This window comes from Nanhaiella sioensis, from assembly GCF_046557775.1.
Classification (GTDB): Bacteria; Bacillota; Bacilli; order Bacillales; family SM2101; genus Nanhaiella; species Nanhaiella sioensis.
In genome coordinates, this window is sequence record NZ_JBKAEG010000001.1 from 1,945,047 (window position 1) to 1,969,722 (window position 24,676).

General features: G+C 34.2%; 30 protein-coding genes and 1 pseudogene. 2 read left to right on the top strand and 29 right to left on the bottom strand.

What is annotated here, in order from left to right:
• Positions 1–7: 7 nt before the first annotated feature.
• The 9 genes from V1503_RS09045 to V1503_RS09085 form a co-directional block, all read right to left on the bottom strand.
• Positions 8–247, bottom strand: coding sequence for a transcriptional regulator SplA domain-containing protein (locus tag V1503_RS09045; protein WP_410626426.1), 240 nt, complete (start codon positions 245–247; stop codon positions 8–10).
• A gap of 342 nt (positions 248–589) precedes the next feature.
• Positions 590–1,156, bottom strand: a complete 567-nt coding sequence (locus V1503_RS09050) for a DUF4825 domain-containing protein (protein WP_410626428.1) — start codon at positions 1,154–1,156, stop codon at positions 590–592.
• A 1-nt stretch (position 1,157) separates the two neighbouring features.
• Complete coding sequence (locus V1503_RS09055; RefSeq protein ID WP_410626429.1) at positions 1,158–1,829, bottom strand: hypothetical protein; 672 nt, start codon at positions 1,827–1,829, stop codon at positions 1,158–1,160.
• Positions 1,830–1,843: 14 nt separating this feature from the next.
• On the bottom strand, positions 1,844–2,176 hold the full coding sequence (locus V1503_RS09060) for a PadR family transcriptional regulator (RefSeq protein WP_410626431.1): 333 nt from the start codon (positions 2,174–2,176) through the stop codon (positions 1,844–1,846).
• Between the two features lie 284 nt (positions 2,177–2,460).
• Entirely contained in the window at positions 2,461–3,327 is an 867-nt protein-coding gene (locus tag V1503_RS09065) for a permease (protein WP_214484187.1), read from the bottom strand.
• Between the two features lie 92 nt (positions 3,328–3,419).
• Complete coding sequence (locus tag V1503_RS09070) at positions 3,420–3,683, bottom strand: ArsR/SmtB family transcription factor (RefSeq protein WP_250886799.1); 264 nt, start codon at positions 3,681–3,683, stop codon at positions 3,420–3,422.
• 416 nt (positions 3,684–4,099) lie between these two features.
• Entirely contained in the window at positions 4,100–4,729 is a 630-nt protein-coding gene (locus V1503_RS09075) for an NUDIX hydrolase (RefSeq protein WP_320259197.1), read from the bottom strand.
• Positions 4,730–4,866: 137 nt separating this feature from the next.
• Positions 4,867–5,379: an NUDIX domain-containing protein gene (locus V1503_RS09080; protein ID WP_410626434.1), complete on the bottom strand. Its 513-nt coding sequence runs from the start codon at positions 5,377–5,379 to the stop codon at positions 4,867–4,869.
• A 326-nt stretch (positions 5,380–5,705) separates the two neighbouring features.
• Complete coding sequence (locus V1503_RS09085) at positions 5,706–6,113, bottom strand: VOC family protein (protein ID WP_320259199.1); 408 nt, start codon at positions 6,111–6,113, stop codon at positions 5,706–5,708.
• A gap of 218 nt (positions 6,114–6,331) precedes the next feature.
• Between V1503_RS09085 and V1503_RS09090 the strand changes: the two genes are divergently transcribed.
• Both V1503_RS09090 and V1503_RS09095 read left to right on the top strand, forming a co-directional pair.
• Positions 6,332–6,553: a hypothetical protein gene (locus V1503_RS09090; protein WP_410626437.1), complete on the top strand. Its 222-nt coding sequence runs from the start codon at positions 6,332–6,334 to the stop codon at positions 6,551–6,553.
• 62 nt (positions 6,554–6,615) lie between these two features.
• A complete protein-coding gene (locus V1503_RS09095) occupies positions 6,616–6,759 on the top strand; it encodes a hypothetical protein (protein WP_410629418.1) in 144 nt (47 codons plus the stop codon).
• A 36-nt stretch (positions 6,760–6,795) separates the two neighbouring features.
• Here V1503_RS09095 and V1503_RS09100 read toward each other — a convergent pair whose 3' ends face one another.
• From V1503_RS09100 to V1503_RS09195, 20 genes and pseudogenes are all read right to left on the bottom strand, one after another.
• Positions 6,796–7,512, bottom strand: a complete 717-nt coding sequence (locus V1503_RS09100; RefSeq protein ID WP_214484193.1) for a YebC/PmpR family DNA-binding transcriptional regulator — start codon at positions 7,510–7,512, stop codon at positions 6,796–6,798.
• 296 nt (positions 7,513–7,808) lie between these two features.
• Positions 7,809–8,423: an HAD family hydrolase gene (locus V1503_RS09105; RefSeq protein ID WP_320259201.1), complete on the bottom strand. Its 615-nt coding sequence runs from the start codon at positions 8,421–8,423 to the stop codon at positions 7,809–7,811.
• Positions 8,424–8,768: 345 nt separating this feature from the next.
• Positions 8,769–8,945: a hypothetical protein gene (locus V1503_RS09110; RefSeq protein WP_410626439.1), complete on the bottom strand. Its 177-nt coding sequence runs from the start codon at positions 8,943–8,945 to the stop codon at positions 8,769–8,771.
• 414 nt (positions 8,946–9,359) lie between these two features.
• Positions 9,360–9,824, bottom strand: coding sequence for an NUDIX hydrolase (locus V1503_RS09115; RefSeq protein ID WP_214484195.1), 465 nt, complete (start codon positions 9,822–9,824; stop codon positions 9,360–9,362).
• Positions 9,825–9,888: 64 nt separating this feature from the next.
• Positions 9,889–10,356: an NUDIX hydrolase gene (locus V1503_RS09120; RefSeq protein WP_320259204.1), complete on the bottom strand. Its 468-nt coding sequence runs from the start codon at positions 10,354–10,356 to the stop codon at positions 9,889–9,891.
• A gap of 280 nt (positions 10,357–10,636) precedes the next feature.
• A complete protein-coding gene (locus V1503_RS09125; protein WP_214484197.1) occupies positions 10,637–11,527 on the bottom strand; it encodes a 5'-3' exonuclease in 891 nt (296 codons plus the stop codon).
• A gap of 232 nt (positions 11,528–11,759) precedes the next feature.
• Positions 11,760–12,329, bottom strand: a complete 570-nt coding sequence (locus V1503_RS09130) for a TetR/AcrR family transcriptional regulator (protein WP_320259205.1) — start codon at positions 12,327–12,329, stop codon at positions 11,760–11,762.
• 24 nt (positions 12,330–12,353) lie between these two features.
• The gene (locus V1503_RS09135) at positions 12,354–13,061 is read right to left on the bottom strand and encodes an MBL fold metallo-hydrolase (protein ID WP_410626443.1); all 708 of its coding nucleotides are present in this window, start codon (positions 13,059–13,061) and stop codon (positions 12,354–12,356) included.
• Between the two features lie 346 nt (positions 13,062–13,407).
• Positions 13,408–14,073 (bottom strand): HAD family hydrolase, encoded by a 666-nt coding sequence (locus tag V1503_RS09140; protein ID WP_410626445.1) that lies wholly within the window; start codon positions 14,071–14,073, stop codon positions 13,408–13,410.
• Positions 14,074–14,120: 47 nt separating this feature from the next.
• Positions 14,121–14,945 carry an MBL fold metallo-hydrolase gene (locus V1503_RS09145; RefSeq protein ID WP_410626447.1) on the bottom strand — a complete coding sequence of 275 codons (825 nt, stop codon included), beginning with the start codon at positions 14,943–14,945 and terminating at the stop codon, positions 14,121–14,123.
• A gap of 346 nt (positions 14,946–15,291) precedes the next feature.
• Positions 15,292–16,266 (bottom strand): annotated as a pseudogene (locus V1503_RS09150) (quinone oxidoreductase family protein).
• Between the two features lie 357 nt (positions 16,267–16,623).
• The gene (locus tag V1503_RS09155) at positions 16,624–17,589 is read right to left on the bottom strand and encodes a Gfo/Idh/MocA family protein (protein WP_410626449.1); all 966 of its coding nucleotides are present in this window, start codon (positions 17,587–17,589) and stop codon (positions 16,624–16,626) included.
• 343 nt (positions 17,590–17,932) lie between these two features.
• Positions 17,933–18,586 carry a FusB/FusC family EF-G-binding protein gene (locus V1503_RS09160; RefSeq protein WP_410626451.1) on the bottom strand — a complete coding sequence of 218 codons (654 nt, stop codon included), beginning with the start codon at positions 18,584–18,586 and terminating at the stop codon, positions 17,933–17,935.
• A gap of 505 nt (positions 18,587–19,091) precedes the next feature.
• Positions 19,092–19,817, bottom strand: coding sequence for an ABC transporter permease (locus V1503_RS09165; RefSeq protein ID WP_410626453.1), 726 nt, complete (start codon positions 19,815–19,817; stop codon positions 19,092–19,094).
• Between the two features lie 3 nt (positions 19,818–19,820).
• Positions 19,821–20,543 (bottom strand): ABC transporter ATP-binding protein, encoded by a 723-nt coding sequence (locus tag V1503_RS09170; RefSeq protein ID WP_410626455.1) that lies wholly within the window; start codon positions 20,541–20,543, stop codon positions 19,821–19,823.
• Complete coding sequence (locus V1503_RS09175) at positions 20,544–21,014, bottom strand: DUF3021 domain-containing protein (protein WP_410626457.1); 471 nt, start codon at positions 21,012–21,014, stop codon at positions 20,544–20,546.
• Between the two features lie 12 nt (positions 21,015–21,026).
• The gene (locus V1503_RS09180) at positions 21,027–21,467 is read right to left on the bottom strand and encodes a LytTR family DNA-binding domain-containing protein (protein WP_410626459.1); all 441 of its coding nucleotides are present in this window, start codon (positions 21,465–21,467) and stop codon (positions 21,027–21,029) included.
• A 367-nt stretch (positions 21,468–21,834) separates the two neighbouring features.
• Complete coding sequence (locus V1503_RS09185) at positions 21,835–22,347, bottom strand: GNAT family N-acetyltransferase (RefSeq protein ID WP_410626461.1); 513 nt, start codon at positions 22,345–22,347, stop codon at positions 21,835–21,837.
• Complete coding sequence (locus V1503_RS09190; RefSeq protein ID WP_410626463.1) at positions 22,337–22,834, bottom strand: GNAT family N-acetyltransferase; 498 nt, start codon at positions 22,832–22,834, stop codon at positions 22,337–22,339. The genes V1503_RS09185 and V1503_RS09190 overlap by 11 nt, the downstream gene beginning before the upstream one ends.
• Positions 22,835–22,884: 50 nt before the next feature.
• Positions 22,885–24,645 carry an ABC transporter substrate-binding protein gene (locus V1503_RS09195; RefSeq protein ID WP_410626465.1) on the bottom strand — a complete coding sequence of 587 codons (1,761 nt, stop codon included), beginning with the start codon at positions 24,643–24,645 and terminating at the stop codon, positions 22,885–22,887.
• Between the last annotated feature and the right edge of the window lie 31 nt (positions 24,646–24,676).

Sequence of the window (24,676 nt, forward strand, 5' to 3'; positions counted from 1 at the left end):
TGTTAGTTTAGTCTTGTTCGTAATCAAATATATTATTGAACGCTTTTTCTGCTTCTTCATACGTAGGATAAACTGCATCATCCTCGTCAATTAAATGAAAAGATTCATGAAGAAAAAGTGCAACATCATTGTTATTTTCTGGATGTTCTACTATTTCAGCTTGCTCAATATTTGCTACATTTGGGGTATGAGGGTTGCGATATATCACATACACCTGATCTCCTGCTTTAACATGTTTGTTGTCCATACAGTTAACCTCCTTTTAAACAATATCGTTTCCTTCCATGCTGAATCTATGTATTATCCTTTAAACAAGGTGTTATCACTTTTTTGTAGGCAATACCACCATCAGAAAGTTACAAAATTGCTTTGCTTATTGTTTTGCAATGAAAACTATGAACCAGTTTGTATTCCATTCATATGAATCAATAATAATTATGAGAGAAAGATCATTATTACCAAATTATGAAGTAGTAATTAATGCATAAAACAAAACAAGTCGATTCCTTCACTAATGGAATCGACTTGCTTTTTCTGTTAAAGCTTACTATTCGGCTTTAATCAACACTTCTCATGAGTATAAGAACAATCAATATGTTTCTCTTTCAAATACCGTTGTTATTCCTTCTTTAATATTATTATTATGAACTAACCTGTTTTGGATTTTTTCTTCCCATATACTTTTATGCGTTAAACTTCTCAAATCTATCCCATACCATTGCTCAAGACTTGTACGTGAAACTTTATATCTTTCATCATCAAGTGAAAAATATAAACCTTCTAAGTTATCAATGAGCGTAAAAGCAGCTGTCGCATTGTAAATAAAAGCTCTTTCAACATTTTCTTTGTTACTATTTAATATTTTTTCCTGATAGATAATTTCAAAAGTAAGTAACTCTGGATACGATTGATAAGTTCTTTGAATATCGTTTAATGGTAAGTGATCAAAAAGCATACCCAGATTCGCAGCATTTCCCATGTATTGATTTTTATAACTTAGAATACGGTCAAAGTCATGTGTTAGTGGGTCTTGTTGTTCTATGGCATATTGTTTTTCATTTGCATTTATTTTTGGCAATACGATCACATTAACTACTCCATACAGCCCTAACCCTGAAATTAATAACAATATAATTAATTTGCTTCTAACATTCATTTCAGCCACCTACTTCATATTTTTGAATAAGCTTTACGGCTTTACTGAAAAGTAAAGGGATAATAATTGAAACGACCGGTAATACAAGGCTGATAACTAAAATTATAAATTGGTATGGTCCATTAATATCAATAGATCTCCCAAACCAAATATCACTTCCAAACTGCATGCCAATTGTACTTATTGAGCAAACAACTATAAATAATATCCATATATTCCAAACAATTTTTTTATATAAAAATGCTGATTTTAAATTGAATCTTGATACTTTATTAATGAAAGCCTCATCTTTCATACTACTGAATAGTAAGAACAATATCCCGATGATGAACAAGGAAATGAGCAAAACAGTCGACAGTAGCTTACCCATTCCAACAATACTCATAGGTATCGTGACGATCCAAGAGATAATGACATACAACAAACCGTACTGGAGCATTTCAGTTTTATATTGATTTGTAAAAACATCCTTGTGATCTCCAATTAACATTTGGATACTGTCAATATTTTGTGTCGCAAGTTTAACTGCTTGATAATAAGCTATACCATCGTTAGTAAGATCTGTTACTTTCGCTTCTAGATTACTTAATATTTCATCCTTCAATTCTCTAATTTGTGCACTTTCCACATACCCTTTAAATAAGCGGTTTACATGCTTTTCTAAATCATTCACCTTGACGCCTCCTTTCACTCAATTAATTGATCAATTAGCGTTTTTGCAGTTTTCCAAGCGCTAAGGTTCTTTCGATAAGTTTCTGCTCCCAATGAGGTTATCTTATAATACTTCCTTCTCCCCCCTTGGCTTTCATTTCCCCAATAAGATTGAATTAGCTTCTGTGATTCCAGTCTTTTCAAACTTGTATATAATGAAGTTTCCTTCAATTCGTATGTTCCATTACTTTTCTTTGCAATTGCTTTTATTATTTCGTAACCATAATTATCGTGTTCCAACAGTACGCAAAGAATAATCGTATCAATATTTCCACGAATCAACTCTCGACTAATGCTTATCTCACTCATTGCACTCACCTCGCAATTACAACAATATTACTATGTATAACGTAGTACTTTATTATAAGTAATAATAATACAATTTCTATAAATTGTAAATGGATTCCAATAAAAAAATACCACACGTTTATATGTGGTATGTCATATTACTTAGCTTGTTGTATTTTGTTGTCACTAGCTTCTTTAATCTTTACAGTACAGCAGTTTGATTCAGCTTTATCACTCTTTATCAATTTATTTATTAAACGTAACACCGACTTCACCTCCTTACTCGGATACTCCTACCTGAATTGTTAGATCATATAGAAAATAAAGCCTGAAATGGTTGACATAATGACTACAGATAGTACAAACGTTGTAACTAGCTCTTTTTTAAAGATTGTTTTTAATAAAATGACTTCTGGTAAGCTGGCTCCTGCTGAACTGATCATCATTGCCATTACTGGACCTAACGCCATCCCTTTCATTATTAATATTTGTGAAATAGGAATCATGCTAGAAAGCCTTATATATAACGGTATTCCAACGATAGCTGCAATAGGAATTAACCACCAGTGTTCATTACCAAATGCACTAGAAATCCATTCTGTAGGTACAAGACCATGAATTACTGCACCAATTGCAGCACCAATAATAAGGTATGGGTATACATTTTTCATAAGATCAATTGTTTCCTTTATTGCTAGTTTAAAGTTAAATTTTTTCTGTCGTTCCTCATACCCAGACATCACAACATTTTTGACATACTTTTCAAAACCTAGTGCCTCAAGAATAAATCCAATAATAATCGAGATCATTGTTGTGACGATTGTATAAATAATCGTTACCTTCCAACCTAGAATAACTCCCATCACCGTTAAAATAGTCGGGTCAAGAACAGGAGAAGAAAATAAGAAGATCATTACGATCCCAAAAGGTAATTTTTTCTTTAACATATTAACTACAATTGGAATTGTCGAGCATGAACAAAACGGTGTTATAAATGCAAATATGACTGCTGAAAAAGCTGCGATTATTTTGTTTTTTCCTATTAACTTTTTCTCAATTTTTTCGTATGGAATAAAGCCTTGTAATAAACTAATGACAAACGAAATTACGACAAATAAAACTGTTAATTCTAATGCAATATACAAAAAGCTATGTAATGTATTAATCCACATTTTCTTCCTCCTTATAATTGGCTTATATATTTATATAAATCAAAAAAAATTGATATATTAATCAAAAAAAGTTGATTAATAGTCTAAAAAAATTAAGATTTTGGCCTAAATAAGCAACATAGTTCCTCAGAAAGCAAATGGTTGACTTCTTCCATATTTAGCTCATAGTAGCTCCATGTTCCTCTCGTTTCTCTTGTTAAAATGTTTGCATCATATAATATTTTCAGATGATATGATAATTTAGATTGAGTCATATTTACTAATGGGGCTAAATCACATACACACATACCCCCTTTTTGCGTTAAAATATTCATAATTTGTAACCTTTTTTTGTCCGCAAGTGCTTTAAACTTCATTTCATAAGTCTCAAATGTTCGTTCTGCTGATATATCATTTAATGGAATAATGTTCTCCACATTACCACTCCCTTTTATATATTGTTCTAAATATTGCTTATTGTTTTTCATCAACTCTTATACTGCTAGCACCTTTTCTTCTATATGACGATGATAAGCGTTGTCTTTCTGTTCGTAAACTTTATTGCTTTTTTTCACTTGTATTTAAGTTTCTACTTAATATAATTGTTATAGTCTTTAGAGAAGAAAAGGTGCAACCGAAAATTAGTTTTATTTATGCTTAGCTTTATTACGAAAAGCAACAATTAATCCGAAAACAGCCATCTATATACAAAAAATTTACTAAGGACTTATTAAAACAATTTTTTTTGATATAATCATCATATATGCGATGTTATTAAATGTCAATGATTAAATCAATTTTTTTTGATGTATTTATTTATTTTCGAAATAATACTTTCATAATACACCTGCTCATGTGGCACAAATTCGGCTTTACTCACAATTTGATCTATAGGCAATCTTCTCCCATTCTCATCAATTTCAAATCCAACTATGTTTAAATGTGTTCTACCTCCTAACCACAGTTCACTGAAGTGATTAAAATCGGCTTTCACAATTCCTGATACTTCTTCCTTTTGTAGTTTGAAGTTTTCCATATTACTTTTATAATCGAATAGGAAAACATTTGCTATTTCCTTATCGACTAATTGTTCATGAATCACACAATATTTGAAGATTCCTAATGAAACAAGTTCTTCCATCGTTACTTGAATACCAAGCTCTTCATGAACTTCTCTCACTCCATCGCTCATCGTTTCATTAGCTAATATATGTCCAGCAGCTGTAATGTCTAAAAGGTTAGGATAGTCCTTTTTAATTGCACTCCGTTTTTGAAAATAAATATAATCTTTTCCATTATCTTTACTAATAAACCAGCAATGAAATGTTTCGTGCCAATAACCAAATTTATGTACTTCATCTCTAGTAGCTACACCACATTCATTTTGGGACTCGTCAAAGACCTTAATTAATTCTTTTTCCATATTTACTCCCGCTTATGTATAAATTTTTTGAGTTGACTAAGTGAACTTCCTACTACTTTTTCGACTGCAAATTAACTTTCAGCCATTTAAATAGCTATAATTCTATTACTATCGTTCCCTACCTTTGATCTGTTAAGTTAACGAGGTTTTTCCCAGTCTTCTAACAACCCCCATGTGACTACCGGATCTCCATTTAATGATTTCATTGAACCTACATATACGTTCTTTGATAGTTTTGCAGTTTTTTCATAGTGCTTAGCAATCTCTTTAGTTGTCACTGAGACATTAATGTTAGAAATTTCATTATAATTTGTCCAACATAATGACCCTTCATCGCTATCGATTAACTTAGAGTCTTTAGACACATTGCCAAAAAACACATATTGTATCCTTATTTCTTTAGTTTCACTCAATCGATGAACAATGTATCGCAAAGTTAAGTTATCTATGCAACTACTAGATAGACCTGTTTCTTCTGCTATCTCCCTTATACAGGCAGATTTAGGATCACATATTTCTTCTCCTTCAATATGGCCACCAATTGGCACTAACAAGCCTGCTAGAAATGTGTCTTTTGGCTTTTTTTGAAGAAATAACACTTGTTGCTCCTCATTGATTAGAAAAGCCACTGCCATTTGCCGTAGTTTCAAAAGCTCACCCTTCTCTATTTAAAAGGTAATTCTCGTATTGACTGTTTCGTACTAAAGTTAAATATGTATATAACTAATGTTTGCGACATCTTTTCTTCTTTAAAATCAACCTCGATGGGATGAAATCTCCATTTTGCGTCAATATGTAAGGCTGTTTTCGCATTGATTGTTGTTTTTCATTAAGCATATACATCTAGCATTCGTGGCACATTTGCTACTTTTACAATGGTTGAGCTCTTATAAAACTCATCATACAGTCCATTTTTAATTAAATTAGCAACAAAGTTTACGAAAAAAAACATTGTAATAAAAAATAACTACACAGCTTAATTCTTCATTTGTGGCGAATCAGGGTTCATTTGCATAAATTCAATTGCATTACCATCGGGATCCTTAACCCAACATTGAAAGTTCAAATCTAACCCTTGCAAAGGCTCTACATCTAATTTTAAGCCATTTTTCTTTAAATGATTTGCAATTTCATGGATGTCAGTAACTTCTAAACATAAATGAGCATAACCAATTGTACTTCCATCTACTTCATTCGTTTTTTTACCACCATAAAATAACTCAATAAACTGCCCTTCCCTTATTTTTAAATAAACAATCCAAGGTTCATCATCACTATTCTTTAATTCAAATAACTTTTGAAACCCCAAAATATCACAGTAAAAATGGAGCGATTTTTCCATATTCTTAACAGTATAAGCGGTGTGACCTATCCCTTTAATCAATTTAAAAGCCCCCTTAAAATTATTAATATATTTAAATAGTACGATACCATACAATAAGTCTTCAACTATTTTATCGACTACTAATTTGAAGGATGTAAATATTGTTTAGGGAAGAAATAATCATTGAAGAGATGATACTAAGTTACTTTTAACTTCTTGACCCTCACGTAACGTGATGGCGTATCTTTGAATTATCATTAGTCAAAGGAGGAAGTAACATGGAATATTATCCAATGCCATTATTCGTCAAACTTTCAGTAAAAAACATGGATGATTCACTGAAATGGTACAACGAGGTTATCAACTTTAACTCAATATTCGAGCTACCAGATAAGGATGGTAACACAATTATGGCTCATATTCGTGGTGAAAAGTATCAAGATATTTTGTTGCTGAAGGATAATAGCCAAGATAAGTGCAGTAATAGGGTATCGTTGTAAACCTATCAGTAGAGGATGTTCATCAATTTTTCGAAAGAGCTTTAGCAGCGAATACTAAAGTAATTGAAGGTCCCATTGACCAACCATGGAATGCACGTGAACTCATTTTAAAAGATCCAAATGACTACACGATCACACTTTCTATGCAAATAAACAATGACAAATCAATGGATGAAATAACAAGGGGTCTGTCCCCTCAACGTTAACACGTCAAAGCAAAAAAGGGGGTCTGTCCCCCTTTGTTATTTAATGTCAACGTTGTGATAAACTTGTTGAACATCTTCTAAGTCTTCTAATACATCTATTAACTTCTCGAATTGCACCTGTGCATCTTGTGGAAGTTCTACCTCGTTTTGTGCAAGCATTGTAATTTCAGCTACTGAAAATTCAGTGATACCTGCATTTGTACAAGCTTCTTGTATTGTATGAAATTGATCAGGTTCTCCATAAATGATAACAGCGTTATCTTCTTCTAATATGTCACGAACATCTAAATCAGCTTCCATTAATAGTTCGAGTACCTCATCAGCTGTTTTACCTTCTAAACCAATAACAGCTGTTGCATCAAACATATATGCAACTGACCCACTGACACCCATATTACCACCATTTTTACCGAAGGCAGCTCGTACATCTGATGCAGTGCGGTTTACGTTATTCGTTAAAGCATCTACAATGACCATAGATCCATTTGGTCCGAAACCTTCATAACGAAGTTCATCATAGTTTTCATCAGAACCACCTTTAGCTTTTTCAATGGCACGTTCAATAATGGCTTTCGGCACATTGTAGGTTTTTGCACGCTCTAGAACAAATTTTAAAGTTTGGTTTGCTTCAGGATCTGGTTCACCCTGCTTGGCAGCCACATAAATTTCTCGACCAAACTTAGCATAGATACGACTCGTATTCGCATCCTTTGATGCTTTTTTTTCTTTAATATTGTTCCACTTACGACCCATTTCTTTTCACTCTCTTTCATGTTTGAATCTATACAATATAACTAATTAAGCTCTTTAAATGATAGAAGTCAATAATTTTACACAGACATTCTTACCACTTAAATTAGTTTTAATTATTTGCAGTAACATCCAATTTAGCACTTATATTGATTATAGCATAATTAAGTAAGTGATTTTTGATTACATATTGAAGAATTATTGGCATTGCTCAATACTAAATTAGATTAAATTAGCTGTGAAAAAGCCTGCTGAATCAAAATTGATTTCAGCAGACTATATCATTAGTAAGAAACATTTCATAGTTCCTTTATTGCATCAAATGTATCGATACTATAATCGTATTGAGTAACTTCACCAAACCCATATTTAGCAAATACAAACGGTATTCCCGCAAACTTCGCTGCTGTTCGGTCACCTTCAGTATCACCTACATAAATCGGGTCTACTAATTGATTTCTGTTGATGACCAGCTTGATATTTTCACCTTTTGATAGCCCAGTTCTTCCAGGATTTTCATAATCAATAAAATACTTATCTAGCTTATGATATTTGTAAAATGCTTCGATATAGCCGTCTTGACAATTACTAACGATAAACAATTTGTAAGTTTGAGATAACTCACTAAGGACTTCTTCCACACGGTCATATAGTACCCCACCATGATTTGCTAAGTGGTTACATTCAACTTGACAGCAATCTGCTAATATTCGTTGTTGCAAACTTGCCCCAAGATGAGGGAATAGCTTCTCCCCAATCTCCTTCGATTGCAAGCCCATCGTGCCAGTTAAATCGTCTACTGTTATACTGTAATTAACTTCATCATACCTGGCTAATACATCATTCCAACAAGTTAAAATCTCACGACTAGAATCCCAAAGTGTACCGTCCAAATCAAAAATAATGCTATCCATATAATGCCCTCCAATACAAAGGGACAAGAATTATAGAGGACTGCTCTCGTCCCCTTGCAAGTTAATATTTTTTGTCGATTACACACATACGATTGTCCAAAAAGTCACCTCTTTGTTTTCGTATATGATTACGGTTGTAGTCGAAGCAACCGGGAGGTATCCGCCGAAAAATCGATAAACCTCCTCCTCGTCAACTAGAGTTACCTTACCTAGTCCAGGCGCTATTTCACACCAATCATTCTACCCTACCCTTCTATTAAAAAATCCAATTATTATTCTACAATACTTTCGTTTATTATTCAATGCATAAATAGAAATTTTATTAAATTTATGAAATAATTACCATTAAATATAATTAAAAGGAGCAGTTATGGCAACGATGGGAATTTCAATGTTTCCAGTCGTTTCCTCTAACTTAGCAAAGTACGGGTTATGGTTAACATCTATATCAATTGGTATAATAGCTGGCACTACCTTATCTAGTATACAAAATAAATTTCCACTTAAACTGAGTCTTTCCAATCGTTTCTATATTTCCAGGTGCTCTCTGGTTATTATCTATAACCACAATTAAGAGACTTATCATTCCTTATGTTTTGTTTAGGTTTGCTTGGGCTATATCCAAACATGCATACGAATAAATCTACCCGAACACTTTATTGGAACTGGATTTTCCTTTCTGTCGTCACTGTTAGGTACTTTATGCCCTTTAGGATATTTTGCAGGTGGTGTAATAAGAGGATTACATCGGGACATTTATGTTATTTCTAACAGCCATCGGATATATTGGGTTTTCTGTTTATTGTTTATTACACCCTTAACTAAATAAGCTGACAAATCGATTACATGACTGTTTAGAAGGATCATAATCACACAAAACCCCATTCGTTAAACACAATGAGGCTAAGGCGTTTTCTATATTCAAAAGTATCAAAATCAACTAATAACAGGTAACTGCTTTTTCTCCGCCCAATCGAGAATAAAAGCTTTTTGACGTGGATTTAAATTTTGGGGCAGCTCTTCTTTCAAAAAGAATCTATGCTCCCGACTTTCAATATCCATTTGCTTTAATTCTCCTTTATAACAGCTCGTTTTAAAGATGAGTTGCACGCTATAAACTTCATCACCATTAGGATATTTAACGAAACATGCTTCACCTGAATATATACCGAATAAATCTAATTTCTCTACTTGTAAGCCGGTTTCTTCAAACGTTTCTCTTTTAGCTGTTTGTTCAAACGACTCTCCTATTTCCATAACCCCACCAGGGATACACCAATTATCCTCATCAGTTCGATGCTGCAGTAAAATTCTTTCTCCATCTTCGATAATTACTCCACAGCCAACGGTAAAAAGAGTTTGGTGACCGATGAGCTTTCTCATATCCTTAATATAATTCATCTGCGATTAACTTTCCTTTGTGTTGTATGCATAATTGATGTTACTTCATAAAATTTTTAAATTGTTATTCTCCTTTATAAAGAGCTTCTTTTTGCAAATACTCCTTTATAATGGGATAATCAGGTGGATTTATTTTTTCCGGAAGTTCATTAAGATGAAAAAATTGTAGATCAGCTACTTCACTTACATCCTTCTTACACACTCCATCATATGAAGTACATATAAATACTGAAACTACATTATATACTTCGTCACCATTTGGATATTTATAATAAAATTCTTCACCTGAAAAAACATTAAATAGCTTAAGAGAATTTGCTGTTAACCCTGTTTCTTCAAACAGCTCACGCCTTGCCACTTCTTCTAGCGTTTCTCCCATCTCTGAAGAGCCTCCTGGCAACCCCCAACGTCGATTATCTTTGCGCAATTGTAATAATACTCTATTACTTTTATCTAAAAGAATGACACATGCACCTACCATAATCAGAGGACAATTACCTACTAACTTTCTCAAATCCATGATATAGCCCATATTTTTTCTCCTCTAACATGGTACTAATTTTCTAAATATTAGTAATTATATCATATTTTAATACTAGATTTAATAACAAAGAGGTTGGTTTTCATACTAAGAAATAAAGACACACCAAAAAGTACTCATGGTACCTTTAACTCTCTATGGCACATATCACCTCATTTTACTGTTCTACAACAAAGTTACCAAAAAGAGCCAAATAAAAATAAAAACACATGAAAATTTATTACATCTCATGTGCTTTCTTACAAGTATGCTATTGCAACAGTTTTTCTACTTATCTTTTAACCTTTGCTTTCAATCCATATTTTTCAAACTCTTCGTGAATTATTTCTTCTTCTAATTGAAGGAGAAGTTCAGAAATCTCAAATTCATTGATTTGTGGTATATCGACAATAATTTCAGCTAACTTCTTACTTAAAAAAGCCATTTCCTTGCCTGCAATTAATTTTTTCTTATATCGGTTGAAGGACTTATCTAAGTCATCAATTTGTTCATATAGTTTATCTATGCCATCATACATTTTCACTAAAGGAAGTGCTGCTTTTTCACCAACACCAGTGACGCCGGGAATGTTATCACTTTTGTCCCCTAATAGTGCCTTCACATCAACCCATTGACTTGGAGATATTTCGTATTCATTATGAAAGTCTTGTAATCTGTAAATGGTATCACCTTTAGATTTAATTGCAATAACTTGCGAAATATTTTGATCTAATAATTGTAATAAGTCACGATCATTACTGTATATATAGCACTGCTTTTGATGCTCACGACTCCATTTTGTTGCTAAAGCGCCTATTACATCATCTGCTTCATAGCGATCTACAGAAATTTGAGAAATCCCAATTTTATCAAGTATTATTTTTGACGTTTCGAATTGCTGAATGAGAGGGTCTGGGAGTTCGCCTCTCGTCGCTTTATAATCTTCAAACATGTCACGCCTAATGACTTCATCACGCTTTACATCCCATACGATTGCTACATGTGTCGCTCGTAGATCTTCAATTAACGCAAAGATTTTATTAAACTTGACTCGTAACGCGTTAATGTATAATCCTTGGCTATTTTTTGCAAGCTGATCCTCATCCCTACCATAGGAAGTTGCAAAGTAACACCTGCTTAATATATTGAATCCATCTATTAAAAGTAAACTATGGTTTTCCATTTTATCGTCATACACCCTTTCAGTAACAGCACTTACTTCCTATCATTTTATCATAACGATGTTGCATATAACTTGCTAAGATGTTGGAAAATCCAGAGACTTTTTAACTCAATCATTACGTATCAGACGAAGAATTCACCTTGAATGGATAAAAAATTTTTCGGCATTGGTATGACAAAACATAGAGTCCCCCTCCATACTCCATACAACCAAGCCTAATCATCTATCACTGTTATTTCTGCATTTTGTTAATACCATTAAGATATGTGCTTACGATATAATATAGGCTATCATCAAGGCTCAGATTCAAACCAAACCCAGCATGCTGCTCTAATGAAGAGAATCCATGTAAGATGCTCCTTAAGCCTCTAACGGTATGAAGAGCGGCTTCATCCTCTAATCGAAAAGTTTGCAGGACAGCTAACACAAGGTTAACGATGTTACGGCTTGCCTTTTGCGCTGCTTCATCAGATGCATCAGGTGCCATTAATGTTGCTTCATATAATCCACGGTTAGAACGAGCAAAGTTCACGTAGGCTTTCGCTAATGAATGTACAGCATCTTCCCCTGCGATCCCTATTACAGCACTTGTCAGTTCATTATGAAGTTTCTCAAGTCCAAAAATGGCTAGCTGTTTTCTTAATCCAGGTAACCCATCAATATGGTTATATAATGAAGGAGGACGAATGTTCAGCTTCTTTGCTAATATAGCTAATGTTACTGCTTCAAGCCCTTGTTCATTTGCAATCTCTGCTGCAGCTTGTAATATTGTTTGTAAATCTAAACCTGTTCTAGGTGACATGCTCTTTCTCCTTTGTCAATTGAATTAGCCAATCTTTCTTTCAGCTTCTTGAATAGCATGATTCATTGCTGAGGCGGGATTATTTAGTAGATTTCCGTGACCGACTGCTAGTAGTGCTGGCTTATACTTCATTAGCTTCTTTGCACTTTGAAGTGCTTGTTCTTTGTTCCATGTTGCCATTGCGAGGAAGGGGAACAAAACTCTTAATTGTCCAGCAACAGCTATTCCTCCCCTTATTTGAAATGTATCTCCAGCAATTAATGTGTTTGAACGCGTATCTAAGAAGGTCAGGGACCCTGGAGTATGCCCAGGAGTTGAAATTGTTAGTAATGAACCAATTACATCTCCTTCGTTAAGTAGCACATCTGGTTTTGTCTGAATACCTTTAGGAACTCCACCTCGAATAGGAGTGTTTGGTTCATCAGCGTGTAAAGATTTGTCTCCAGCTAATAGTTTAGCATCACGACTTGAGATATAAACCTTGGCATTTGGGAGTTTATTTTTCAAGTTATCTAAAGCACCAACATGGTCATCATGGGCATGGGTTAAACATATTTTTGTAATGGGTTTACCAATTGATTCAGCTGTACGCAAAATCTCCTTGGCACTGTATGGCAAAGCTGCATCAATTAATGTCAATTCATCATCTTCCTCGACAAGATAGCTATTCACAGGCATTAAACGGGGTAAAAACGTCAACTGATATAAATATTTTTCTTGCTTTTTCCTCATTTCATTCTCACCTCATATTCATAAACTAATAATATTAGTTTTATAATAACTAACGTTATTAGTTTTGTCAAACATTAATATTTAATATGGCTGTTTTATAAATAAACCATACTCAACTAGTTGGCACCTTCTCTTCTGTACATTGATGACTAACAATATAAAACCACTTTTTTGGTACTAAATTGATAACAATAGCAACAAATTTTCGAAAAGAGCCTTTAATAAAATGAGCATATTAGCTCTATAATCTCCAGTCATTTAGAGCAATATTTCCGACATAAAGAAAATAATTTTAAAAAAGGTAGGACTCCATATATCCGATGAGTCTTACCTTTTTGAAAGAGTTTTATATAACTTTATTCGCTAAAAAAATCTCCCTAATCTTTTCAACATTATTTGCAATGTAAGTAGGTTTAACAATACTCAGTTCTTCAAATGAGCCGTAACCATATGTGACGCCTATGGAATCAATTCCGGTATTATTCGCGCCGATAATATCATGCTTACGGTCACCAATCATAATAAAATCATTCAGCTCATTTTCGTTGTACTCATCTAAAACGTGCTGAATAATTTCTGTTTTTGATGCCCTTGATCCATCAAGATTGCTACCAACTACTAGGTCGAAAAACTGTTCTATATGGAAGTAGTTGATTATCTTTTCTGCAAATACTGTTGGCTTTGAGGTTGCTACAACTAACTTATAATTTTGTTCCTTAAGTTGACTTAACAGGCGAGGAACATTTGGATATAGGACATTCTCAAACATCCCCTTGTCCTTGAACCTCTCTCTATATAATTCAATTGCTCGTTCAATTTTCTCCTCATCAAAATGATAATAATCTGCAAAAGAAACTTGTAAAGGTGGACCAATAAAGCATTCAAGCTTATCGAGATCATTCTCAACAATATTCATGTTCTTCAATGCATATTGAACTGATTTGGTTATGCCTATTTTAGGATCTGAAAGTGTTCCATCTAAATCAAAAAGAATTACTTTGTAATTACCCATGTTCAAGTCCTTTCTTAGCACACTGTATTTGTTCTATGCTGTTAACGTTATGAGATTCCTAGCTCTCTACTTAATAATTGTTGGTTTTCCTTATGGAAATCTTTCATCATTCTTGGAAAGCGATATTTCTCAATCATTTTTTCAATTTGTTCCTTGTTGTTTTCCTGGAGCAACGCTCTAAGCTGTTTTATGTACGTCATTGATTCTAGTTTTCTTTGTTTGATAATGGACTTATCTTCAGTTACAGCCCCATGCCCTGGAATCATTAATTTGATATCGTGCTGCTCTAAAATTCCGTCTATTTTATTTAGCGTGAGTTCATACGCTTTACTGCTATGGTATATGAGAGGGAATTCGCAATCTGAAAGATAATCACCTGCTAGAAAAATGCCTAGAGGTTCAATAACTGTGAATAATCCACAATCAGTATGACCTTGCGCTTTATAAAAAGTAAGTGTTGTACCTTCTATAGTCAATTGCTCTCCATCCACTTGAATGACGTGGTTAACTTTCGGATAAGTAATTTCATACCCTCTCTCAATGTAGTTCCTATCATCAAAAGAATAGATTTGTTCAAGAATACGTACCTTTTCCTTATGGTCTTTGTTTACTAGCTCAAAACTAGCAATGATCGTTGCATCAGGAAAAGCCCCATATCCGATAATATGGTCCCAGTCCGAGTGAGTAAATAATAGATATAACTTTCGATCGCCTTTATTTCGATAAACATATTCTTTTATTTGTTCTACCTCAGCTGGTAACCATGTCGGGTCAACAACTAATACAAATTCTGGAAGTTCAATAACTGTTGATGTCGTTTGAAATAATGAACTTTGAAACACTGTAATATATTGATTTTTATATATTATCATCTAACTCCCCCTCGTTAATCTATCTTCCTATACGTTTATCTGATAGTCATTGTTTTAAACGAACACTCAAATTGATTTGTACATCGCTCTTAATACAATATAATTATGGCTCCTTTTGTAAACTTTGTTGTATTGAGACTAACTTAGGACAGCAGCAAATAAACTTTGACTATATGTTTAATGAGAACGACTTGATTTGTACGTACTTATTTCTTAGGACTAAAAGCAACAATCGGTGCGAAAACAGTCTAAAATTAATGAGAAAATACTCTATTAATAAACCCCTATGCTTGTAAGCTAGTACCAAAACAAATGCAACAATTGACAATCTCTTACTATTATAAGGTTATCCTCTGACGGTTAATAGTATCTTTCCTATATTCTCTCTTGATTCAATATATTCATGGGCTTTCCTTGCTTCTTGTAAAGGAAACTCTTTGCCAATTTTCATCGTTAATTGTTTGTTTGATAAATATCTTATGATTTGCTTAGATGCTTGTTCTAACAACTGAGGCCTTTCCTTTCGTGTGGTACCTAAACTGAACCCTAGTACAGATCTACAACTTGAGTGAAGCTCACTTGTTTGAAAATGTCCTACTTCACCACTGGAATTTCCAAATTGGATCAGCCTGCCATACTTCGCTAAGCATGCTAAACTTTGTTCAGTAATCCGACCTGCGATAGAATCTAAAACAATATCTACACCTGTCCCATTCGTAAGCTCTTTTACTTTGTTTGAAAACCCATCATATAACATGACCTCATCAGCCCCAGATTCTCTCACAACTGAAAATTTAGCCTCATTGCTAACCGTACCAATCACTTTGCCTGCACCTAGTAACTTTGCCAATTGAATAGCAGTTGTCGCTACTCCTCCCGCGGCCGCATGTATAAGGACCGTCTCCTCTTTTCGAACCCTAGCAATATCATGAGGTAGCTTATACGCTAAGATTGAAACTGTTGGGCAAGCTGCAGCTGTTGAAAAATCAATATCTTCATGAAGAACAAAGGTTAATAATTCTTTAGCCACCACGTAATCAGCATAGGAGCCATTTGAAGGAAACGCGATCACTCTTTGGCCAACAAATATCCTCTCAACTTCATCCCCAACAGCTTCCACCGTTTCCTGCTACATCCAAACCGATCGATAATGGAAAGCTTCCATGACCTTTGTTCCCTTTCCTTTTTTTATATCTGCAAAATTAACACTCGTTTTCTCTACGCGAATTAATACTTCATGTGGACCTGCGACAGGAATTTCAACGTCTGTTAATTCAAGTACTTTAGGACCACCAAATTGATTAATAACAATACTCCTCATTTCTATCCACCTCTATAATCAATTTCCATAGAATACCACATCAATTATTTTATCTTACACTATAAAAAATCTATAATAGCAATATGTTATTACAGCGGATAAGAATTAATTATTATACGTTTTTTTATGAAAAAAAAGAGACAGGGTATATATTGTGGGAGTCTGAACCGGTTTTCAGGGTGGTTTCCTCGTTCTTTGCTATCTTTATTAGGTGTGTATTCAAGCACTAATGAATTCTTCACTAACTATTGTAGAAGATGCTCCATAGTGGTTTGTCGATATGCACCGCGATGATCGACTTTAACCATGTAGATATGCTATATCTGGCATAAAAAAAAAAGAGACACAATAGTGCCTCTACTTCGCCAATAAAATTTCATCTAACACCTTTTGAACTGCATAACCTTCCTTAAAAGATACGAGCTTAGCTGAATCGCCTTTGATCGCCTTCACCAGTTCGTCCACTACGTTTTCTTTGTCAACACTATCAACTGGAATGATACTTCCATTGTCATCAGCTCTAGTTTCTGAAAGGATTCCCCAATTTTCAATTTCCAATGTTCCTTGGTCTCCGAAAACTTTTAGAGAAAGATGCTCCTTTTGACCAATACCTGCTAACCCGTTAAATAGAACGGGAATTCCACCTGAAAGCTTCATAGAGCTGATAAAGCTTGTTTCACACAAGTCTTCATTTTCAGGATATTCAACACTTGATCGTACAATGCTCATTTCCCCGAAAACGTCGTGTATGATTTGAATAAAATGAGGAGCAACTTCTCGAATAAATCCCCCTTGTTCCCTACTAGAAATCCATTCGTTTTGCTGCCATTTTCGAGGCCACTCCGTAAAGTGCAAGTTAAGCTCAATTTTTTTTACTGACCCGAGCTCACCATTCATGATCTTATTTTTGAATACTTGGAATTCCTGACTATATACCATTGGAAAATTCATGGCATGCACAATATTAGCTTTTTCAGCCTCTTCTACCATTTCCAATGCTTCTTCAGTAGAATTTGCAAGCGGCTTTTCGCATAGCAGGTGTCGGCCGTTTCTTATTACATCTATTGCTATTTTATGATGGAATTTAGGAGGAACCCCCACATAAATTAACTGAATACTTTCATCCTTAAGCATATCTAAATGATCCAAGTATAGAGATACATTTGGCAATTCATCCTTAAATTTATTTAAACTATCTGCGTTTCGATCACAAAGCGCCGCAATATCAATTTCATTATGCTGTTGAAATTGTCGTAACACTCTTTCACCGATCGCTCCCATGCCAATTAAACCTACTTTTATTTTTTCACTCAAAACCGTCACCTTCTGTCTCGTTGTTTTATTAGGGCTTTTTCGTTAACTTTGTTGCTATTTAGTAAGGCTTTCGTTTCGGAAGCTTTGTTGCAATTGTTCCTAAATTTGAAGGTAAAGATGTTGTTTAACGGAACAGTTATCGTTTTAAAAAAAGAAAAGATGCCACGAAAGCTAGTTGTATTCATTTTTAATTTTTGTACGAACAACAACAACTTATGCGAAGACAGCCTTTAGCTAAAAGATACGAAAGGGCAGAAGATTTCTGCCCCTTGATGCTCACTTTCCACAGCACGGTCGGTGAGCATCCATAACACCTTCCTCACTTTTCCCGTGGTTTCAAATACATTGGAGGTTAACCTCTTACATTTCGAATAAAGCTTTCTAAATTTGATACATCTGTTATGTTCTGATTACACTCTTCACTGTTCATACACATATAGTTTCCATAAGATTTATAATAATCAGGTGAAGCATTTTTAGGTTTTGTTTTAGATATTGCTGAAACGAACACAACCTTGCTGAATCCTTTACATAACGAGCATATATCCTTTTTGTTGGTTATAGTAAAGTTACCTTCTATACCCATTAGTTCATTGTCTAGTTCATAAACGATAAACAGTTTATTTTTTGATATATCAAGCCAACCTAGATAGGTCAAGAATTGAAAATCTATACTTGCTAAATCAGGTAGCTTAAGTTTTTTATTTTTTGAGAATAGTTTTGTTAATTGTTTTTTAGTCACTTGTGGAAATTCTAACAGCAATGGCTCTAATGCATTTATATACTGTTGAAACTCCCCAGCTGTTTCTAAATCAGTCATTTTCCTTAACATTTGATCTTGTGAATCCGTCGTATGAGAAATAGCATCAAGAACTTTAGATAGCGCACTATATTTCGCTACTTCCATTACATTTAGATCAGCTGTAGTCTTTAAAGCATGTTGAATAATGCTTACTTGTCTCTTAATTAGATTATATTGATGGTTCCTAATAAATGGTTTACTCATAATATCTTCCGCTCCTTATTTTAAAAATAAAATGAAGGTGCAAAACCACATTTAGGAACGAGCTTATACGGGCGACGTAAAGAGGTTGCTTAAGCTTTGAACACTCTAGTTACCTCAATGTCCACCCATGCAAAGAATCGCCCCCAGCCGCAGGCTTTGCATGGGATATCTTTAACTTTGGCAAGCATAATTCGTTTGCCATTTTTCATCCACCCCCTTAATTGTTCATTATATATAAAATTCAGTCTTCATACATCATTCTTAAAAACTTTTACTCGATCATACAAATCTCTCTACTATTTGGTATTATATCAAAGGAATAAAGATTTGACTGCGTTAAAACTCCAGTGGGTTAAGATACTATTCCATGAACCTAAACCATGACCACCAATCTGTTATATAGTAATTAAAGTTGAATGTTAAATGCTCCACTTTTGTAGAAAACAAACTTATACCACGAACGGACAGAAATCCTTTTTCTACCATGATAATGAGTATATGATGGTTAACCTTTCATTTTTTGCTTAAAACCCCATATAGCAATTAGGAAGATAATTGTCGTGTATCCTACTACCCATAATAATGGTATAACTAGCTCAACGTACTCGCCTGCTAAAGCATGTCGTGTAGCTTCGACTGCATGCACAAATGGTAATGTATAACCGATCGTTTTAAATACTCCACCAATCATATCTAGCTCAAACCAAGTACCACTTAACCATGTTGTAAAGTTAACAAAGATCGCAAAAATTGCACCAACTTGCTTGTCAGAAAAGTAAGTGCCAAATAGTAGACCGAATCCAACATAAAGCATAGCTATAATAATAAGTAAGATAATGGTGCCAAATACGTGCACATTAAAGGACAAACCTAAGAAGAATGCTAATATGAAGCTCATAATAATTTGAAGAATCGCAATAGGGATGTGGGGAAGAGCATATCCAATAATATATTCAGATGCTGACATAGGTGAAGCAAAAATCCGCATTAAGAACGAACTGCTTTTATCCTTTCCAATCAGCATCCCTAAAAATAACGTAATAAAAGAAAAACTGAAAACAATTACACCTGGTGTTAAGCTTTCTATGCTATAAAGCTCGAAAGGCATATTTTTCTGCATCATTGAAAAAAGCCCCATAATAATAATTGGGAGAATTATTCCTACTAGGAGTGTTGAAGGGTCCCGTAATAGCTCCTTACGATTACGTGAAGCGAATGCTAAATATCTCATTCTTTATACCCCCTCTAAAGTAAGTGTAAGGAAAATATCTTCTAAAGTAGATTGCTTTGTTTTTTCTTGTAGCTCCTCGATCGTTCCAACTTCATGCAACACTCCTCCATGCATAATGCCTACACGGTCAGCAAGTGCTTCTACTTCTTCGAGATAATGCGTCGTTAACACAATTGTAATTTTTCCTTTTAAGTCTAGTAAAAGATTCCACAGGTCACGTCTAGAACGAACATCAAGTCCAAGTGTCGGCTCATCTAAAAAGATAATTTGCGGATTTGTAATGAGTGCCATTGCAATACTTAATCGACGTTGTAACCCGCCTGATAATGTTTTTGCTCTATTTCTTGCTCGCTCCAAAAGTCCAAATTTCTTCATTAATTCCACAGTTTTTTGTTCAGCCTCTTTTTTATCGCTGCCATAGATTTGCGCAATAAATTCTAAATTTTCCTTTATTGATAAATTTGGGGCTACTGCAGTTTCTTGCGGTGAAATGTTGATTTTTTGTTTCACTGCTGTAGAGTTTTTGACAATACTATCTTTAAACATTAGTGCATCACCACTCGTTGGAGTACTTAAGCAACTTAGCATTTTGATCGTTGTTGTTTTCCCAGCAGCATTTTGTCCTAACAGTGCAAAAAACTCCCCTTCCTTAATTGTTAAAGAAAGATTGTCGACTGCAGCAACATCCTTAAATATTTTCGATAGATTTTTTATTTGAATGGACATTTAATCATTTCCCTCCTTTTCTAACTGCTTTAATTGAATTGCAGCATTAATTTGTTTAATATCCTTTTTCGAAATGACGTATTGAATAACCCAAGTAATAACATATGTCCCTAAAAAGTTTATTAAGAAAATCATTGTGCTTAAGGTTGTTCTTGGTGTCCAAATGAGCATTACTATTGGTACCCATACTAGTGCTGTGATACAAAAGTGTACGATATACTGTTTAAGTAAACTCCACTTGGCTATGTCAAAGATGAGTGAACTTATTGCAAATGCTACACCGATAATACCTGTTAACAGTATTTGCAAGATGACAGCTACTATCTCCTTATTAAAGTAGGAGCTAAAATGGTCCAAAACCGGGATATATTCTCCATGGCCTAGTTTGAAAGAAATTGTAACCTGTACGATTTGTCCAATTACTACACCAATGACAAAACCACCAACAATTCTACTAAGTATTTTTTTCACTTTGTGTTCACCTCATATTCCGAACCTTTTCTTAATTTTTGATACGTAGCGTCGCGAAGCATATGTTTTGATATCGCCTTTTAATAACACACCAATTGTTCCAGTCATGCTAATATCCATATTCATTATCATTTTTATGTTAACAATCTCTGAATTTGAGATGCGTACGAAAATCTTACTATCTAGCATATCCTCTAGTTCATATATCCTTGAACGAACAATATAGATGCCAGCTTCAGTTTGGAGAAATACCCTTTGTTTCTCTGCATAAACTCTGATAATGTCTTGGCATTCAATAACTTCAACCCCCTTATCAGAAAATACAGCTAATGAATCCAATTTTGTTTCTGAAAGTCGCTTCATAATATCAGCTATTTCATCTGTCATTTTGTCAGTTAGGATAATGACTTTCGGCTCTTTATAAGATGGATCTATCGAAACTTCCAATTTCATTTCACCACATCCCTTTCACTCAATATAACTATAAAAACTATCCATCATCCTGTAAATGGAATTTCGATAATCGGTTGTTTTTGCATAATAACTGGTCATAATCGCATTATTAAATTTAAACAGCCCAAATGCCTTCGGGTAAATTTGCGAAGTGACCTCAAAGAGATAGACGCTGAAGCTGGACATAGAGTTCTCATACAGTGAAAGAACAAAAAATTATTTCTATATTTTCTTACCTTTTAAAAAAGCACAGCCATCTTTGACTGTACTTTTTAGGATTGATAATATAATAACTGACTTCTAAATCTCGTTCATATCAGACACAGCTCGCTCAGCTGATTGAAGCGCGCCTAACTCGACATAAAATCTATGAGAGAATATAACTTATGTCACTCCAACCATAAACGACTTCATTCAGCTTCTTCCCGGCTATTACAATTTCCAACGAGTCCATTTTTTTACCACCAAGAGCTTCATAGAATTGACACGCGCTATTATCTTCCAAGACGAACACAACCATACTATGTATCTTTAATTGTTTTAGATGTTCGATAATTGGCATTATAAGTTGTTTCCCTATGCCACATCCTTGATATTCTTGTAACAGATAGATGGCATATAACTCTCCCTCGTAGCCATCATACTGTCTTGACCTTTCCCTTCCACCATTTGCAAAGCCAACAATTTGACCTTGATTATTTTCCGCTACATATACATTTCTACTTGGGACAATCTCTTCCCATAGTTGTTCCCGACTTTTGTAGGATAACTTGTTTAAATACTCGTCTGGTACAATATGCTTGTATGTAGTCTTCCAACTGTCTACATGTACTTTTGCAATAGACTTTACATCTTTTAAAACTGCTTTTCTAATTTTCACCTTTTCTCTCCCCCTCACTATTCAGTATTAGCTCCCAACGTTCCTCAACCATAGCAATGTTAGATAAAAAAACTTCTTGTGTTTCTACTATTTCAAATCCAAACTTTTTATATAGATTTCTTGCAGCTATTAAGTCACTATTTGTCCACAAAATTATTTTCTTATACTTTTTTTCTGTAGAGAATGTGATGGCTGTCTTTATTAGTTGACTACCTATACCTAAACCTCTTGAAAGGGGGTCTATAAGAAATAAACCTAGCTGAGCAATTTCGCTATCAAACTGATTAATACAAACTGAACCTTTCAGATCTCCCTCTTTTTCTACTACCCATATATTTTCTCTAACATGGGATCTATTGACGATATCCCAAACTTTTTTCTGAATAAATTCTTTAAATGATTCATCATAATGGAATTCCTTATGATAAATCTCGTAATGAGTACTAATAATATAATTGATATCTTCAAGCTTATAACTTCGAATCAATGTTATTCCCCTTTGAATAAAATATAACTTAAATTATGTAGTACCATGACCTATGTTGGATTCCCAAGTTGACCAGTTCTCTTCCATACCTTCCGATAATCGACTCTTCCGTTACTATCGAGTTCTAAATTTACATATCGGCTGTTTTTAGACTTGTACACTGTATGATAACGATGATATAAAAAATAGATAGCGTAGTTTCCTTTCAAATACTCTTCTGTTTGAAAGTACGTTTTCCATCGGGCAGTTTCATCTGTTAATTGTTTTATGTAGGAAACCTGTCGGTCAACGTATTGTCTCATTGGTTGATTTAGAAAGTGATAAATATTTATGACTTGTGATTGAAGTGCAGTAATTACTGATAATAGCTGGTCATCTGCAAGTGCAATCCCTCCGACAAATAGATCAAAATCTTGAAACTCTTCATATCCGCTAAAACAATGAAAATCTACTAGTTCAATATGTGAAGTGATATTTACTTTAAGTAATTGCTTTTGTAGGATCTTGGCTTCCTCTTCAAAGTTTACTCCATCTCGAATTTGCTGCACTCCAATCTTCAGTATTATTTCTGTATCACTTACCATGCTACAATTCTTAACACCAGTAACACTGTTTTCAATAGACCGATCAGTTACAAAACTACACGCAGCTCGTCTATTTTCTTTTTCGGCTAAATAATCCTGCTGATTTAACGAGCTACTGATTACCTCACGAAAATCTTGATCTCTCAATGGTCCATTTTTCTTACAGTTAAATGCAATAAAGGTTGCTCCTTTTTCTAGCATTTTTACTTGCTCCCATGATTCGTCTAAAGAATGTAATAGTAACTGAATTCCCTCTTCCCCTTTAAATGGCGTTGGTGTTTTAATAATTTCTATTCTATCTAACCACGGCCTAACTCCAAAATATTTAGCAAATACCTCTAACCGAATGTTATTTTCATTGTGTTGCGTAATTTTATAAGGTCCGCTTCCGATCGGAAATCGACGGAAGTTCTCATGATTATTTTTAACCACTTCTAGAGGTACAATGGAGAATCTCATTCCCGATAAATGACGCGGAAATAAATAATCAACATTCTTTAATTGAAACTGGATAACATCCTTGTCAATTATTTCTATCCATTCCATGTTAGCCATAAGGATATCCTCTTTCGGGTACCTACTAAAAGTTAATTTTACATCCTCACTTGTTAACGCTCTACCATGATGAAACTTTATCCCTTTGTGTAAATAAAAGGTCCATAGCTTTCCATCAACACTTTCCCAGCTATGGGCAATACTTGGCATTAGTTGACATGTATTTGGATCATATTCTACCAGCCTATCAAAAATTTGTTGTACCATATGGGAATCGTGACGGGATTGAATATGTAGTGGATCCATCGATAAATCCGTTTCATAAAAAGGGTATGTCAGAATATCTAGATTTTCACCAGCTTTATTTCTTTTTTGTAGTCGTGAAAAGCCTACATGCTTTATAAACCACTCTTGGATATCAGTTCGTGAAGAATCACCTAAACTTTCCACAATACGAAAGGCTTGTTGATATTGACCTTGTTGAATTTTTTGTTTTGCGTAATTAAGACAAAGCTGCTCCTTAGAATAAATAATCGTAATTGTTGGCTTCTTTCCTCTCCCTCTCTGGACTTTCCATTTAATGTAACCTTCGTCATTTAAATACTGAACAATCGTTTTCACATGACGTTCTGAACAAGTTAAAAGCTCAGATATGTCAAAGATGGTTGTTTCATTCCCAACTCCAGGTTTAAAGTGTTCAGTAAGTTTTATTAAATAATCAAAGTATTTCATCTTTTCCCCCAATAAAAGGTGAACAGTTTAA